Raw genomic sequence first — 15,516 nt, 5'->3', positions numbered from 1 at the left:
TCCTCAGCTCTGCTCAGCCGGCGGGCCGCACAGCTGGAACCAGTAGAAGCCGTGGCCTGGCAGGGTGAGCAGGTAGGGCAGGTGCCCGACGTTCGGGAACTGGACGTGACCGGTGAGCTCGATCGGGGTGAACCCGGCCCACTGCTGCAGGTTGAGCTCGATCGGCTGCGGGAAGCGCGACAGGTTGTTGACGCACAGCACCACATCCTCGTCGTGGATGCGCACATATGCGAGGACCGACGGGTTGGACCCGCCGAGCTCCCGGAACGTGCCGACGGCGAACGCCTCGTGCCTGCGCCGGACCGCGAGCATCGTCCGGGTCCAGTTCAGCACCGACGTCGAGCTCTCCTTCTGCGCCTCGACGTTGATCGACTGGTACCCGTACACGTGGTCCTGGATCGCCGGCAGGTACAGCCGCCCCGGGTTCGCCTGCGAGAACCCGGCGTTGCGGTCGGGCGTCCACTGCATCGGGGTGCGCACACCGTCGCGGTCGCCGAGCCAGATGTTGTCGCCCATGCCGATCTCGTCGCCGTAATACAGCACCGGTGAACCCGGCAGCGACAGCAGCAGCGCCGTGAACAGCTCGATCTGGTTGCGGTCGTTCTCCAGCAGCGGCGCCAGCCGCCGCCGGATGCCGACGTTCGCGCGCATCCGCGGGTCCTTGGCGTACTCCGCGTACATGTAGTCGCGTTCCTCGTCGGTGACCATCTCGAGGGTCAGCTCGTCGTGGTTGCGCAGGAAGATGCCCCACTGGCAGTTCGCCGGGATCTCCGGCGTGTGCGCCAGGATCTCCGAGATCGGGAAGCGCGACTCGCGGCGCACCGCCATGAAGATGCGCGGCATCAGCGGGAAGTGGAACGCCATGTGGCACTCGTCGCCGTCGCCGAAATACTGCACGACGTCGGCCGGCCACTGGTTGGCCTCGGCGAGCAGGACCCGGCCGGGGAACTCGTCGTCGACCACCTTGCGGCAGCGGCGCAGGAACTCGTGCGTCGCCGGCAGGTTCTCGCAGTTGGTGCCCTCGTCCTCGAACAGGTACGGCACCGCGTCGAGGCGGAACCCGTCGATGCCGAGCCCGAGCCAGAACCGCAGCACGTCCAGCATCTCCCGCTGGACCTCCGGGTTCTCGTAGTTGAGGTCCGGCTGGTGGTGGAAGAACCGGTGCCAGTAGAACTGCCGGCGCACCGGGTCGAACGTCCAGTTCGACTCCTCGGTGTCCACGAAGATGATCCGCGCGTCGGAGTAGGCGGTGTTGTCGTCGCTCCACACGTAGTAGTCGCCGTAGGGCCCGGTCGGGTCCCGCCGCGACTCCTGGAACCACAGGTGCGAGTCCGACGTGTGGTTCATGACCAGGTCGGTGATGACCCGGATGCCACGCTTGTGGGCCGCGTCGAGCAGCTCCACGAAGTCCTCGACGGTGCCGAAGTCCGGCAGCACCTTGTAGAAGTCGCGGATGTCGTAGCCGCCGTCACGCAACGGCGAGTCGTAGAACGGCGGCAGCCAGAGGCAGTCGACGCCCAGCCACTGCAGGTAGTCCAGCTGGCCGATGAGGCCCTGAAGGTCCCCCGAGCCGTCGGCGTTCGAGTCGGCGAACGCCCGCACGAGCACCTCGTAGAACACCGCGCGTTGATACCAGGTCTCGTCCTTCGGCAGGATTCGCGCGTTGCCGAAGTCACTGGCGGATGGATGTTCGACCGTGCCGTCCGTGACGTGGGTGCCTTCGACCGGATCCGTCATGCTGCCACCTACCTTGCTTGTTACCGGTGACGGTGCACCGTGAACACGTGCGCCGGCTCGTAGAGAGGGTCGAGCCGGATCGCGTTGTGCTGTCCCCAGTCGAAGGTCGCACCGGTGAGCTCGTCGCGCACCGTGAACCGCTCGTGCCAGTCGAAACCGAGCGCGGGCATGTCCAGGGTGGTGTTACCCCACTGGACGTTCTGCGAATCCAGCGACACCACGACCAGGACGGTGTTGTCGCTGTCGGGGTCCCGCTTCGAGAAACACAGGACCTGCTCGTTGTCGATGCCGTGGAACACCGTGTTGCGCAACCAGTGCAGCGCCGGGTTGTCCCGGCGGACGTGGTTGAGTTTCCTGAGGTACGGCGCCAGGGACTCCCCGGCGGCCTCGGCGGCGGCCCAGTCGCGCGGACGCAGCTGGAACTTCTCGTTGTCGAGGTACTCCTCGGAACCCGGCCGGTGCAGGTGCTCGAACAGCTCGAAGCCCGCATACATGCCCCAGGACGGGCTGAGCAGGCTCGCCAGGACCGCCCGGATCTTGAACATCGGCGGGCCGCCGTGCTGCAGATGCTCGGGCAGGATGTCCGGCGTGTTCGGCCAGAAGTTGGGCCGCATGTAGTCCGCGGCCGCGATCAGCTCCTGCACGTAGTCCCGCAGCTCCCACGCCTGCACCCGCCAGGTGAAATACGTGTAGGACTGGGTGAAGCCGTGCTTGCCGAGGCCGTGCATCATCGCGGGCCGGGTGAACGCCTCCGCCAGGAACAGCACGTCGGGCTCGACCGACTTGACCTCGTCGATGATCCAGTGCCAGAACCCGACCGGCTTGGTGTGCGGGTTGTCGACCCGGAAGATCTTCACGCCGTTCTCGACCCAGTGCAGCACGACCCGGAGCACCTCGTCCCGGATGCCGAGCGGGTCGTTGTCGAAGTTCAGCGGGTAGATGTCCTGGTACTTCTTCGGCGGGTTCTCCGCGTACGCGATCGAACCGTCCGCCCTGGTGGTGAACCACTCGGGGTGCTCGGTGACCCACGGGTGGTCCGGCGCGCACTGCAGCGCCAGGTCCATCGCGATCTCCACGCCGGCCTCGTGCGCGGCGGCGACGAACGCCCGGAAGTCCTCCAGGGTGCCGAGGTCCGGGTGGATCGTGTCGTGGCCGCCCTCGGCGGCGCCGATCGCCCACGGCGAGCCGATGTCCTGCGGGCCGGCGACCAGGGTGTTGTTCGGACCCTTGCGGTTCACCCGGCCGATCGGGTGGATCGGCGGCAGGTACACCACGTCGAACCCGAGGTCGGCGACCTGCTGCAGCCGCGGTGTCGCGGACGCGAACGTGCCGTGCGTGACCGGTTTTCCGTGCTCGTCGACGACGGCGCCCTCGGACCGGGGGAAGAACTCGTACCACGCGGAGAACAGCGCCCGCTGGCGGTCGCACCAGATCGGCAGCTCCTTGGACCTGGTCACGTGCTGGCGCACCGGATACCGCCACAGCACGTCGGTCAGGCCGAGCGCGGGGGAGACCCGGGCGAACAACGGGATCGACGCGTCCGCGAGGGCCTGCGCCGCGCCGGTCACCCGGCCCCGCTCGGCCGCCGGGACACCGGTCGCCGCCTGGTTGAGCAGCACCGCGCCCTCGGCCAGGTCGTTGCCGAGGTCCTGCAGGCCCTGCCCGGCGCCGATCTTCTTGGTCACCGCGTCGTGCCAGGTCAGATACGGGTCGGAGAACGCCTCGACCGCGAACGTCCACGCGCCGACCGCGTCGGGCCGCATCGTGCCGTGCCAGCGGTCGGTGCCCGGCGCACCCGGTCCCATCCGGGTGAACGGGCCCTCCCTGCCGTCCGGGCCGATGAGGACCACGTTGCAGCCCATCATCGAGTGACCCTCGCGGTAGGCGACCGCGGTCACCGGGACCAGCTCCCCGACGACGGCCTTCGCCGGGAACCGGCCACCCTCGACCTGCGGGGTGACCTGCTCGATCGGGAACCGGTTGCCGGTCACCACGCCGGGACCGGTGGCGGCCTGCCAGGTGCTCGCGGGCGCGTCGGCGACCACCACCGGATCCTCGGTGGCGAGCGCGGTCTCGGTGTCGGTCCGGGCGATGTCGAGCTTCTCGGGTGTCGGGGTACCCATGATCCTCACCGTATCGAATCCGCGCGGGGTTGGCAGCGTCAGCGACGATTTGCTACGGCTCGATGCGTTGACCCTTGCCGATGACCACGATCCCGCCCTCGGACACCGTGTAGCGGGTCCGGTCCTTCTCCAGGTCGACGCCGATCTCGGCGCCCTCGGGCACGATCACGTTCTTGTCCAGGATGGCGTTGCGCACCACGGCGTGCCGCCCGATGTCGACGCCCTCCATCAGCACCGAACCCTCGACGTGCGCCCACGAGTGGACCTTGACGTTGGGGGACACGACGGAGTTCTCCACCAGCGCACCGGAGATGACCGCCCCGGGGGAGATCATCGAGCCGACCGCCCGCCCCACGCGCTCACCCCAGCCGTGCACGAACTTCGCCGGCGGCCACGGACTGTTGCCCGTGTAGATCGGCCACTCGAAGTTGTACAGGTTGAACACCGGCTGCACGGCGATGAGATCCATGTTGGCCTCGTAGAACGAGTCCAGGGTCCCGACGTCGCGCCAGTAGCCCTTGTCCCGCTCCGAGCTGCCCGGCACGACGTTGTTGCTGAAGTCGTAGACGGCCGCCTCGTGCTTGTCGACGAAGTACGGGATGATGTTGCCGCCCATGTCGTGCTTGCTGGACGGGTCCTGCGCGTCGCGGGTGACCGCCTCGATCAGCGCCGCGGTCGTGAAGATGTAGTTGCCCATCGACGCGAAGATCTCATCCGGCGCGTCCGGCAGGCCCCTGGCGTCGCGGGGCTTCTCCCGGAACGCGGAGATCTGCCTTCCGTCGTCGGCGACCTCGATCACCCCGAACTGGTCGGCGCTGGACAGCGGCTGGCGGATCCCGGCGACCGTCACCGACGCCCCCGACTCGATGTGCTGGCGCATCATCTGCTCCGGGTCCATCCGGTAGATGTGGTCCGCGCCGAACACGATCACGTAGTCGGGCCGCTCGTCGTTGATGAGGTTCAGGCTCTGGTAGATCGCGTCCGCGGACCCGGCGAACCAGCGCGGCCCGAGCCGCTGCTGCGCCGGCACCGGCGTCACGTAGTTGCCCAGCAGCGTCGACATCCGCCACGTCTTGGTCACGTGCCGGTCCAGGGAGTGCGACTTGTACTGGGTCAGCACGACCATCTTCAGGTAGCCGCCGTTGGCCAGGTTCGACAGCACGAAGTCGATCAGGCGGTAGATCCCGCCGAACGGCACGGCCGGCTTCGCCCGGTCAGCGGTCAAGGGCATCAATCGCTTGCCCTCGCCGCCGGCGAGGACGATCGCGAGGACTTTTTTGGCGGCCATGGTCGAGACGCTAAACGTGTCCGGCGTGTTGCGCCAGACGAACAGGATTAGTCTTCCGATGTGCGCGTGGACCTGTTAACTCGAGAGTATCCCCCGGACGTCTACGGCGGAGCCGGCGTTCACCTGGAGTACCTGGCGCGTGAACTGCGCCGCCTACCTCTGGACGTGCGAGTGCACTGCTTTGGCGCCCCTCGCAGCGAAGCCGGCGTGATCGGTTACCAGGACCCCTCCGGTCTTTCGGGAGCGAATGCTGCCCTGCGGACCATGGGTGTCGACCTGGAGATGGCCGCGGGTGCGGCCGGGACCGACCTGGTGCACAGCCATACCTGGTACGCCAACTTCGCCGGGCACACCGCCAAACTCCTGCACGGCGTCCCGCACGTCATCACCAGCCACAGCCTCGAGCCGCTGCGCCCCTGGAAGGCCGACCAGCTCGGCGGCGGCTACGCGCTCTCCTCCTGGTGCGAGCGGACCGCGATCGAGGCCGCCGACGCCGTCGTCGCCGTCTCCGCCGGGATGAAGGCCGACGTGCTCAAGGCGTACCCCCGCGTCGACCCCGACCGCGTCCACGTCATCTACAACGGCATCGACACCGAGCAGTACGCGCCGGACCCCGGCACCGACGTCATGACCCGGCTCGGCGTCGACCCCACCAGGCCCAGCGTCGTCTACGTCGGCCGGATCACCCGCCAGAAGGGCCTGCCGTACCTGCTGCGGGCGGCCCGGCGGCTCCCCGCCGACGTGCAGCTGGTCCTGCTCGCCGGGGCCCCCGACACCCCGGAGATCGCGGCCGAGGTGACCGCGCTCGCCGACGACCTGCGGGCCACCCGCTCCGGCGTCATCTGGGTCCAGGAGATGCTGCCGAAACGCGAGGTCATCCAGGTCCTCACCCACGCCACGCTGTTCGTCTGCCCGTCGATCTACGAGCCGATGGGCATCGTCAACCTCGAGGCCATGGCCTGCCAGACCGCGGTCGTGGCGACCGCCACCGGAGGCATCCCGGAGGTCGTCGCGGACCGGTCGACCGGTCTGCTCGTGCCGATCGAACAGGTCAGCGACGGATCCGGCACGCCACTGGACGACGCCAAGTTCGTCGGCGACCTCGCCGACGCGATGAACGAGCTGCTGGAGGAGCCGGCCAGGGCCGCCGAGTTCGGCCGGGCCGGGCGGCAGCGGGCCCTGGACCACTTCTCCTGGTCGGCGATCGCCCAGCAGACCCTGGACGTCTACCGGTCCGTCTCGTAGTTCTCGCAGTGCTGCTGGACCGCCCACGCCAGGCGGTCCAGCCAGCTCTCCGGGTCGTGGACGGGGTGGCCGGACCAGTCGACGGCCATCGTGCGGACCGCGGCCGGGTCGAGGGACGGCAGCAGGCGGCGCAGCCGGGGTGAGAGGTTGACACCCTCCAGCTCGCCCAGCAGCACCGCGTCGTAGACGTCCTTGCTTTGGGTAGCGCCGTCACGGGCCAGGTCGTCCGCCAGCCACCGCAGCTTCCACAGCAACGACAGCGCCCGGCTCGCCGTCCACACGGTCGTCGGGGTGCCGCCCGAGCCGCGCGGGACCGCGGTCAGCACCGGCGGCTCCGGCAGCGTCTCGTCGTAGGAGAAGTCGAGCTGGACGTCGCCGGTCAGGTCGCCGGCCCGCCACGGGATGCGCACCCGGGCACCGGCGAACTCGCGGTAGTCGAGGTTGTGGGCGGCGTAGTCCCACTCACCGTCGGGCACGGCGTTGGCGACGTCGAGGACCGCCCCGCCCGGCGTCCGGGGCCGCCGTTCGAGGGCCTCCAGCACGGTCAGGTGCGGCTGGTCGACGTCGTCGATGTCCGCCGCGTGGATCCAGGTCAGGCCGTCCGGCGGCAGCAGGGCCCGGACACCACCGGTCGCCTCGTCCTGGAACTCCCACGGCTGGGCGCGGCCGGCACCCTGCGTCGCCTCCGGCCAGTACTGGACGGGGTCGATCCGCTCCACGTACGGATACGGGTCGCGGCCGTCCAGCCCCCGCACCACCACCGGCAGGACCACCCAGTCGAGGTCGCCCGGCGGGCGGGCCCGGCCGCCGACCCACGCGGGCATCGTCATGCTGCCCCGCAGGACGAGCGAGTCGCCGACCGGTTCGCCGGCGACGACGGCCAGGACGTGGTCGAGGACGTCCCGGTGCGCGGCGGTCAGCGGATCCATCCGGCGTCCAGCTCCGGGTTGTCGTCGACCAGCACGTACTCCTCCTCGACTTCGACCAGCACGTACTCCTCCTCGACCTCGACCGGTGTCAGGCGATGGGCGGTCAGGGCCGCGATCAGCGCGTCGAGGCGCTCCCGGGCCTGCGGGCGACCCATGTCGCGGCAGCGCTGCGTCACGAACCGCTCGTGCCGGCCGTCGTCGCGGACCCGCCGGGCGTTGCGGGACAGGTGCGCGCCGTGCGCCTCCGCGACCCGCCGGGCCTGCTCCTCTTCCCGGCCTTCCACGTCCCCGCGGCGCTCGTGCCCGTGGGCTCGTCCCCGCCGCGCAGGACCAGCTTCACGTGGTGCTCGAAGTAGCACTCGCCGGTCGGACCCGGCTCCACCGGCACCGCGCTGTTCCACGGCGCGGCCTCGATCTTCACCCGCCGCACCGTGAACCCGTCGCCGCGCAACCGGTCCACGAGGGCCTCCGCCGTGGCGCGCTGCGCCGCCAGGTCACCGTGGCCGGTGCCGGTCAGCATCGGCTGGTCCGTCGTCGCGCCCCGGGCGAGCCGGATCCTCGTGTACTTCAGGCCCGCCCCGGCGGCCCACGCCGGCAGCCGCTCGTCGAAGTCCACCGTCACGTGGGTCTCGAAGCTGTCCACCGACGCGGTCCTTGATGCGGTACCTGATGCGGTTCTTGATTTGGTTCTTGATTTGGTTCTTGATGAGGGGCTATCCACTGACGTGGTCCTTGATGAGCTGGCCGATCACCACCGCCTGCTCGACGTTGGCGAGGTGGGCGGCGCCCGGCAGCACGACCAGGCGGCTGCCGGCGATCCCCGCGTGGATGCGCTCACCGTGCTCCGGCGGGGTCGCCGGGTCGTCGGCGCCGGCGATGACCAGCGTCGGCGCCGTGATCCTCGGCAGGTCGTCGCGCAGGTCCATGCCGCCGATCGCCTCGCAGCAACCCGCATACCCCTCCGCCGGGCACGCCGCGATCATCGCCCGGTACGGCGCGACCTTCGCCGGCAACGCCGCCCGGAACCGGGGCGTGAACCAGCGACCGAGGACGGCGTCGGCGATGCTGCCCATGCCGGCCGAGCGGACCTGCTCGGCGCGGGCGGCCCAACCGTCGGCGGGCGGCAGGTGCGCCGCGGTGCAGATCAACACGAGCCGCTCGATCCGGTCCGGGGCGTTGGCGGCCAGCCACATGCCGACCATCCCGCCCAGCGACAGGCCGCAGTAGGAGGCCTTCGCGATGCCGAGCCGGTCGAGCAGCGCCAGGACGTCGCGGCCCAGGTCGTCCAGGCGGTACGGACCGGGCGGCGCCGGCGACGCACCGTGGCCGCGGTGGTCGAAGCGCACCACCCGCAGATCGGCGAGCGCGGGCAGCTGGGGGCGCCACATGTCGAGGTTGCTGCCCAGCGAACCGCCGAGCAGCAGGACCGGCGCGCCGGGGGGTCCACTGGTGCGCTGGAACAGCGTCGTTGCCGTCACCGCGTCGTTGTACCACGCCCACCCCCGCACCGGTCCGTGGCGGCGGGTCAGCGTGTGAACAATGCCGCTGCGAAGACCGCGACGATCCACGTCCACAGCAGCGTGAACCCGGCGTACCCGACCCGGTGCAGCCGCGACCCGCGCCAGGTCGCCGGCGGGAACGCCACGAACTGGGCCGCCCACCGCAGCCCCCAGAACACGCACTCGGCGCCGAGCACGGCCGAGTGCACCCGGCTGCCGGGCGCGAGGAGATCCGGGGCGAGCAGCAGCGGCGCCAGCCCGAGCAGCACACACATGACACCGATGAAGAAGGTGTGGGTGTACAGCACGTGCCTGGTCAACGGCGCCAGCGCGGCGAACTGCGGCCGCCAGGCCAGCACCCGCGGCAGCGCCACATGGCCGAGACCCAGGCCGACGAGCACGACGCCGACGAGCCGCAACTGCATCTCGATGCTCACCGCCGGAACACCAGGGCCCGCACGAGCGGCGTCATCGTCGCCTCGCCGGCCGGGGTGAGCCGGGCCGCACGGGCCAGCCGGAGCCATTCCCGGCGCGGGTAGAAGTGCCAGGCGCCCGGCCCGTACGCGGCGACGGTGACCGCGTCGCGGCAGTGCTCGATGAGCACCAGGTGCCCGCCGGGCCGCAGCACCCTCGCCACCTCGGCGAACAGGGCCCGCCGCTGGGCGGGTTCGCGGAGCTCGTGCGCGGCGAACGCGAGGAACACCGCGTCCTGGTCCGCCTCGGCGACGGGCAGCGCGCCCGCCGACGCGGGTACCGATCCGGCCGGGGGAGGGTTCAGCTTCCGTGCCCGGCGTACCGAATGCTCGGTCATGACCACGGGGTCGTAGCAGTCCAGCAGGGTCGGCTCGGCGTCCGGAAGCAGGCCGCGGAGCGTGGGGCTGATCTCGTCGAGCCCGGTGCTGACCACCGCGTACCGCGTCGGGACGGGGATCAGGTTGAGTGCCCAGCGCCAGTGGTACAGGCTGCTGTGGTCGTAGACCCACCAGGTCGCGACGAGGCTGACCGCGACCCCGGCCGCCCCCGGGACGGCGAGCAGCCGCCACGGCCAGGGGAGGGCGGCGACGATGAGCAGCGCGGCGACGGCGGCGACATACTTGGGCCAGTTGTAGCGGACCATCCGGGTCATCGCACGCTCCCGTCCAGGGCCCGGCGGACCCCGCGGTGCCAGCCGTAGTCGAGGTCGGCGACGTGGAACGCCTGCGCCAGGACCGGCGTTGTCCCGGCGAACGGCCCGCGCTCCAGGAAGGTCTGCCGGGTGACGTGGACGGCGACGGGCTCGGGCGTCCACGCGGTACGGTGAGCTTTGACCACGACGATGGAGTTGGTCGCCGGTTCGTGATCGAAGGTGTAGGGCAACGGTCCGGCAAACCTCCGCGCCGCACCGGATCCAACGGAGCGTGACTGGTGCGCAACGCTTTCGGAGATCGATTTCCGGGGGTGGTGTACGGTGCCTAGGAGGCTGTCACGCCGCGCCGAACCCCCACTGCAGGTCCTGGCGGACGTCGATTCCGCGTCGAACGTTGACGCCGCTGGTGACCCCGCGTCGAACGTCGACCGCGCGTCGAACGTCGACCGCGCGTCGAACGTCGACCCGGACGATTCCGCGTCGAACGGTGCCCTGGGGTTGAATGGTGACCCGGGTGACCGCGCGTCGAGCGGTGACCCGGTCGATTCCGGGTTGAACGGTGATCTGGGGTTGAATGGTGACCCGGGTGACCGCGCGTCGAACGGTGACCCGGGCGATTCCGCGCCGAACGGTGACCCGGGCGGCAACGGTGCGGGCCGGGACGCGAGGTCGGCGGTGACCGTGAGGTCCGCGCCGCCGTCGCGGCTGTCGACGGTCGCGGTCAGCGTCGTGCCGTCGAGGGTGAGCCGGACCCGGGCCAGGTGGTACCGGTATCTGGTGAGCAGGTTCCCGACGGCGGCGAGCACGGGCCGGTGGGTGTCGCTGCGCAGGATGTACAGCCCGCGCATGGTCTTCCCGGCCGGGGTCGGGAACCTGGCGAAGATCCGGTAGCCGGTGAGGACGGCGTCCAGGCCGAGCCCGGCCGGCAGCGGTGCCGGTCGCAGGCCGAGGGTCGACACGACGCCGACGGCGACGAACCCGTGCGTGGTTCCGCCCGGCGTGGTGTACGTGTCGAGGGTCAGCCCGGCCGGCAGCAGCGGCTCGAGGACGGCCGGGGGCAGCGCGTACGTGAGCACGAGCGAATGCCCGAACCGGGTGCGCATCGGCAGCGGGTGCCGGCGGATGGCCTGCAGCATGGTCACGCTCCTGGGGTGAGCGGGTTGGGGGTGCGCGGGTGGAGGGTGCGCGGGTGGAGGTGGACGACGGCGCCCCAGAGCAGGGAGCGGTCGGGGAGAGGGTCGCCGGGTAGCGGCGGCGTGTTGCCGAACGTGCGCAGCACGACCGGGCCGCCGGGGCGGACGCCGTGGCTGAGGGCGGCGCGGAGCTCGGCGGCGAAGGCGGGTGGTGGGCCGTCGAGGACGTTGGAGAGGGTGGCGGCGTCGTACCAGCCGCGCGGCACCGACCGCAGGTGCTCCACGACGTCGCCGTGCGCCCACGTGATGCCGTCGGCGCCGTGCGCCCACGCGACGCCATCGTCGCCGTGCGCCAACGTGACGCCGTCGTCGCCGTGCGCCCGCGTGACGCCATCGGCGTCGTGCGCCCACGTGACGCCGTCGGCCCGGATCGGGTCGGGAACGGCTGGGTAGTCGCGGCCCGCGGCCCGGATCGGGTCGGGGACGGCTGGGCAGTCGCGGCCCAGGAGCAGCCGCCACGCCCACGGGTTGGTGGCGTTGGGGTGGGTGGTCAGGCCGGTGGCCAGGCGCCGGCGCAGGACCAGGTCCATCCTCGGCGGCAGCGACCGCCACAGGTCCCGGCGGACCAGCCCGGCGGAGGCGAACGCGAGGCGCATCAGCGCGGCGAGCCGCGGGCGGTCCAGGTGCCGGTGCCAGTGCTCGCGCTGCGCGTCGAGGTCGTGCAGGCGCAGGAAGGTGGTCATCGCAGCGGGGCGCCAGCCGGGCAGGACCGCGCCGGCGGCCCGGCGGGCGACGGCCTGCAGCCGCTCGGCGGTGCCGGTGGCGGTGGGCGCGCCGGCGAGCCGGGCTTGGGCGTACGCGAGCTGGGTGGCGCTGATGTCCACGGCGGTGACCCGGTGCCCGGCCCGGGCCAGCGCGGCGGCGGTGTCGCCGGCGGAGGCGATCGCGAGGACCCGGCCACCGGCGGGGAAGACGCTGAGCTCGGCGCCGGGATCTTCGTACATGCGGCCGAACATGACCTGCGGTTTCCGCCCGACCGTGCGCCGGCCCCGCTGCCAGGGGTTAGTCATGAGTGGGCACAGCAGTCAGGAGCCACGCCAGGGCGAGCAGCGCCGCGTTGGCCGTCAGCATCCGGCCGGCGTCGGTGATCTGGTCGCCCGCGAACAGCAGCCCGCCGGCGTTGAACGCGACGAGCAGGACGGTCTGCACGATCGCGGCGGCGCGGGCCCGTCGCCCCGTGAGCACCCACACCGCGAGCGCGGTCTCGGCCACGCCGAGGCCGGCCAGCGCGGCGGCGGCGAGGGCCGTGGGCAGGAACGGCACGGCGGCGACGATCGAGAGCTGGTCACCGCTCACGACCTTGCACCACAGTCCCTCGTACAGCCACACCGCGGCCACCGCCGCCCGGGCGAGCCGGATCCTCATCGGGAGGACCGCCGCAGCGTGGAGCGCAGGGCGCGGCGGGCGACCGGTCCGAGGCCGTCCACGACCTCGACCAGCACGGCGAGCCGCTCCAGCGCCGTGACCGCCGCGGACGCTCCGGTGGGGTCGACGCCGCCGTACAGCTCCATCCCGATGAACGTGGAAGCGACGACCCTGGCCAGTCCCGGCACGTCGACGAGGTCCGCGACGGGCGAGGTGGTGGTGAGCCGGCCGAGGACCGACTCGATCTCCGTGATCCACAGCTCGAGCCCGGCCGCGACGGCCGGGGCGAGCCGCTCGTCGGTCTGCGCGCCGGCCAGCAGCTGGGCCAGGATCGCGAGGTTGCCCTCGGCCCGCTCGGTCCGCTGCAGCTGCCGGCCGACGTCGAGGAGCTCGCCGATGCTCTGCACGGCCTCGAAGCGGGAACGGTACAGCGCGACCCGCCGCTCGGTCGCCTGCCGGCAGGCGACCGAGAGCAGCTGGTCCACGGTCCCGAAGTGGTAGAAGACGAGCGCCTGGTTGACGCCGGCCGCCGCGGCGATCGCCCTCGCGGACGCCCCGGCGAGGCCCTCGCTGCCGAGGACCTTGATCGCCCCGTCGACCAGGCGCTCCTTCGTGTCGGCCACCACTCACCCCCGTCGTTTGAGCAGTCGCTCAACGGGAGCTATTTAAGCACTTGCTCAAGCGGTACGCGAGAGGGTGTGACGCGAGAGGGCGTGGTGAACGTGAGACTCTCCTCACCGCGGTCGATGGTCACCGTGTCCCCGGCCCGCAGCGAACCCAGCAGGATCTGCGATGACAGCGGGTCCTCGACCTCCCGCTGCACGGTGCGCCGCAGTGGCCTGGCGCCGAGCACCGGGTCGTGGCCGCGTTCGGCCAGCAGCTGCCGGGCCGCCGGCGTCACGACCAGGCCGATGTCGCGCAGCGCCAGCCGCGACGCCACGTCCAGCAGGATCCGGTCCACGATGCCGGCGACCTCGACGGGGCCGAGCTGGTGGAAGACGACCGTGTCGTCGATCCGGTTCAGGAACTCCGGCCGGAAGTGCCGCTTGAGCTCGTCGTCGACCTTCTGGCGCATCCGCTCGTACTGCGGGACCGCCGAGGACTGGAAGCCCGCCTGCAGCTGCAGGTCGCGGGTGCCGAGGTTGGTCGTGAGGATGAGCACCGTGTGCTTGAAGTCCACGACGCGGCCCTGCCCGTCGGTGAGCCGGCCGTCCTCCAGGATCTGCAGCAACGCGTTGAAGACGTCCGGGTGCGCCTTCTCCACCTCGTCGAAGAGCACCACCGAGAACGGCCGGCGGCGCACCTGCTCGGTCAGCTGGCCGCCGTCGTCGTAGCCGACGTAGCCGGGCGGCGCGCCGACCAGCCGCGACACGGTCGCCCGGTCGTGGAACTCCGACATGTCCAGCTGGATCAGCGCGTCGGAGGTGCCGAACAGGAACCCCGCCAGGGCCTTGGCCAGGGACGACTTCCCGACGCCGGACGGCCCGGCGAAGATGAACGACCCGGCGGGGCGGCGCGGGTCCTTCAGCCCGGCCCGGGTCCGGCGGATCGCGCGGGACACCGCCGCCACCGCGAGGTCCTGCCCGACCAGGTCCTCGTGCAGGGTCTGCTCCATCCGCAGCAGCCGGGCGCTTTCCTGCTCGGTCAGCCGGTGTACGGGAATGCCGGTCCACGTGGACAGCACCGCCGCGATCTCGTCCGGGCCGACGACCGCGGCGCCGGCCGTGCCCGCCTCGTCGAGCAGGTCGATCGCCTTGTCCGGCAGGTGCCGGTCCGCGATGTACCGGTCGGCCAGCAGCGCCGCCGCCCGCAGCGCCGCGTCGGTGTACGTGACTCCGTGATGCGACGCGTACCGCTCCCGCAACCCGTGCAGGATCAGCACCGTGTCCTCCGCGGTCGGCTCGGGGACCGGCACCGGCTGGAAGCGCCGGTCGAGCGCCCCGTCCTTGCTGATGTACCGCCGGTACTCCTCGTCCGTCGTCGCCCCGATGGTCCGCAGCTCACCCCGCGCCAGCAGCGGCTTGAGCAGCGACGCCGCGTCGATCGCGCCCTCGGCCGCGCCCGCCCCGACCAGGTTGTGGATCTCGTCGATGAACAGGATGATGTCGCCGCGCCCGCGGACCTCCTTGGTGACCTTCTTCAGCCGTTCCTCAAAATCGCCCCGGTACCGCGAGCCGGCCACGAGAGCGCCCAGGTCCAGGGTGTACAGCTGCCGCCCTTTGAGTGATTCGGGCACGTCACCGGCGACGATGCGCTGCGCGAGGCCCTCCACCACGGCGGTCTTGCCGACGCCCGGCGCGCCGGTCAGCACCGGGCTGTTCTTGCGCCGCCGGGACAGCACCCGGATGACCCGCTCCACCTCGGCGGTCCGCCCGATCACCGGGTCGAGCAGCCCGTCGCGGGCGGCCGCGGTGAGGTTCACCCCGAACTGGTCGAGCACGGTGGAGGAGGGGACCGACGTGGCGTCGGGCACCGGGGCGGACGGGTGGCCGGACAGCAGCTGGATCACCTGGGCGCGCAGCCGGTTGAGGTCGGCGCCGAGGCGGATCAGGACCTGCGCCGCGACGCCCTCACCCTCCCGGACGAGGCCGAGCAGGATGTGCTCGGTGCCGATGTAGTTGTGCCCGAGCTGCAACGCCTCGCGCAGCGCGAGCTCGAGGACCTTCTTGGCCCGCGGTGTGAACGGGATGTGCGCACCCGGCGCCTGCGAACCCAGGCCGATGATCTCCTCGACCTGCCGCCGCACGTCCTCGACGGACACGCCGATGGCGTCGATGCTCCTGGCCGCCGCGCCGTCGCCCTCCTGGATGAGGCCCAGCAGCAGGTGCTCGGTGCCGATGGAGTTGTGGTTGAGGATCCGGGCTTCCTCCTGCGCCAGCACGACGGCGCGTTTGGCCCGGTCGGTGAACCGCTCGAACATGACGATCACGCCTTTTCGGCGGGGCCCCACGCACCCGGCATCCGCACGGAACGGATGCGCTGAGTCGGAGCCTCTTGGCCGCCGGCGGAGG

The 15,516-nt window shown here is 71.5% G+C and carries 15 protein-coding genes; 1 reads left to right on the top strand and 14 read right to left on the bottom strand.

Going from position 1 to position 15,516, the window contains the following annotated elements; all coding sequences use genetic code 11:
- Positions 1-3 precede the first annotated feature (3 nt).
- The 3 genes from treS to glgC form a co-directional block, all read right to left on the bottom strand.
- A complete protein-coding gene (gene treS / locus Dsi01nite_RS14135) occupies positions 4-1,737 on the bottom strand; it encodes a maltose alpha-D-glucosyltransferase (RefSeq protein ID WP_203846588.1) in 1,734 nt (577 codons plus the stop codon).
- Between the two features lie 20 nt (positions 1,738-1,757).
- Positions 1,758-3,728: an alpha-1,4-glucan--maltose-1-phosphate maltosyltransferase gene (locus Dsi01nite_RS14130; protein ID WP_203846639.1), complete on the bottom strand. Its 1,971-nt coding sequence runs from the start codon at positions 3,726-3,728 to the stop codon at positions 1,758-1,760.
- A 184-nt stretch (positions 3,729-3,912) separates the two neighbouring features.
- Entirely contained in the window at positions 3,913-5,148 is a 1,236-nt protein-coding gene (glgC, locus tag Dsi01nite_RS14125; RefSeq protein ID WP_203846587.1) for a glucose-1-phosphate adenylyltransferase, read from the bottom strand.
- A 60-nt stretch (positions 5,149-5,208) separates the two neighbouring features.
- On the opposite strand from glgC, the gene glgA reads away from it, so the two are divergent.
- Entirely contained in the window at positions 5,209-6,393 is a 1,185-nt protein-coding gene (gene glgA / locus Dsi01nite_RS14120; RefSeq protein ID WP_203846586.1) for a glycogen synthase, read from the top strand.
- On the opposite strand, the gene Dsi01nite_RS14115 is transcribed toward glgA, so the two are convergent.
- The 11 genes from Dsi01nite_RS14115 to Dsi01nite_RS14065 all read right to left on the bottom strand — a co-directional run bounded on the left by Dsi01nite_RS14115 (position 6,375) and on the right by Dsi01nite_RS14065 (position 15,425).
- Positions 6,375-7,322, bottom strand: coding sequence for a nucleotidyl transferase AbiEii/AbiGii toxin family protein (locus Dsi01nite_RS14115; RefSeq protein ID WP_203846585.1), 948 nt, complete (start codon positions 7,320-7,322; stop codon positions 6,375-6,377). The two genes, glgA and Dsi01nite_RS14115, sit on opposite strands and share 19 nt — an antisense overlap.
- Positions 7,310-7,498 carry a hypothetical protein gene (locus Dsi01nite_RS14110; RefSeq protein WP_203846584.1) on the bottom strand — a complete coding sequence of 63 codons (189 nt, stop codon included), beginning with the start codon at positions 7,496-7,498 and terminating at the stop codon, positions 7,310-7,312. The genes Dsi01nite_RS14115 and Dsi01nite_RS14110 overlap by 13 nt, the downstream gene beginning before the upstream one ends.
- Positions 7,495-7,965, bottom strand: a complete 471-nt coding sequence (locus Dsi01nite_RS14105) for a hypothetical protein (protein WP_203846583.1) — start codon at positions 7,963-7,965, stop codon at positions 7,495-7,497. Before Dsi01nite_RS14105 ends, Dsi01nite_RS14110 begins: the two co-directional genes overlap by 4 nt.
- Before the next feature lie 70 nt (positions 7,966-8,035).
- Positions 8,036-8,800, bottom strand: a complete 765-nt coding sequence (gene pcaD / locus Dsi01nite_RS14100; protein ID WP_239135889.1) for a 3-oxoadipate enol-lactonase — start codon at positions 8,798-8,800, stop codon at positions 8,036-8,038.
- Between the two features lie 47 nt (positions 8,801-8,847).
- Positions 8,848-9,258: a hypothetical protein gene (locus tag Dsi01nite_RS14095; RefSeq protein WP_203846582.1), complete on the bottom strand. Its 411-nt coding sequence runs from the start codon at positions 9,256-9,258 to the stop codon at positions 8,848-8,850.
- Positions 9,255-9,947: a class I SAM-dependent methyltransferase gene (locus Dsi01nite_RS14090; protein ID WP_203846581.1), complete on the bottom strand. Its 693-nt coding sequence runs from the start codon at positions 9,945-9,947 to the stop codon at positions 9,255-9,257. The genes Dsi01nite_RS14095 and Dsi01nite_RS14090 overlap by 4 nt, the downstream gene beginning before the upstream one ends.
- The gene (locus tag Dsi01nite_RS14085; RefSeq protein WP_203846580.1) at positions 9,944-11,083 is read right to left on the bottom strand and encodes a DUF2071 domain-containing protein; all 1,140 of its coding nucleotides are present in this window, start codon (positions 11,081-11,083) and stop codon (positions 9,944-9,946) included. Before Dsi01nite_RS14085 ends, Dsi01nite_RS14090 begins: the two co-directional genes overlap by 4 nt.
- Before the next feature lie 2 nt (positions 11,084-11,085).
- Positions 11,086-12,084 carry a BtaA family protein gene (locus tag Dsi01nite_RS14080; protein WP_203846579.1) on the bottom strand — a complete coding sequence of 333 codons (999 nt, stop codon included), beginning with the start codon at positions 12,082-12,084 and terminating at the stop codon, positions 11,086-11,088.
- Positions 12,085-12,142: 58 nt separating this feature from the next.
- Entirely contained in the window at positions 12,143-12,505 is a 363-nt protein-coding gene (locus tag Dsi01nite_RS14075; RefSeq protein WP_203846578.1) for a DoxX-like family protein, read from the bottom strand.
- A complete protein-coding gene (locus Dsi01nite_RS14070; protein WP_203846577.1) occupies positions 12,502-13,128 on the bottom strand; it encodes a TetR family transcriptional regulator in 627 nt (208 codons plus the stop codon). The genes Dsi01nite_RS14075 and Dsi01nite_RS14070 overlap by 4 nt, the downstream gene beginning before the upstream one ends.
- Before the next feature lie 38 nt (positions 13,129-13,166).
- On the bottom strand, positions 13,167-15,425 hold the full coding sequence (locus Dsi01nite_RS14065) for an ATP-dependent Clp protease ATP-binding subunit (RefSeq protein WP_203846576.1): 2,259 nt from the start codon (positions 15,423-15,425) through the stop codon (positions 13,167-13,169).
- Between the last annotated feature and the right edge of the window lie 91 nt (positions 15,426-15,516).

This window comes from Dactylosporangium siamense, assembly GCF_016862795.1.
In the GTDB taxonomy this organism is placed as follows: Bacteria; Actinomycetota; Actinomycetes; order Mycobacteriales; family Micromonosporaceae; genus Dactylosporangium; species Dactylosporangium siamense.
Note: the sequence above shows the minus strand (reverse complement) of the source record. Positions and strands in the feature narration are given on the sequence as shown.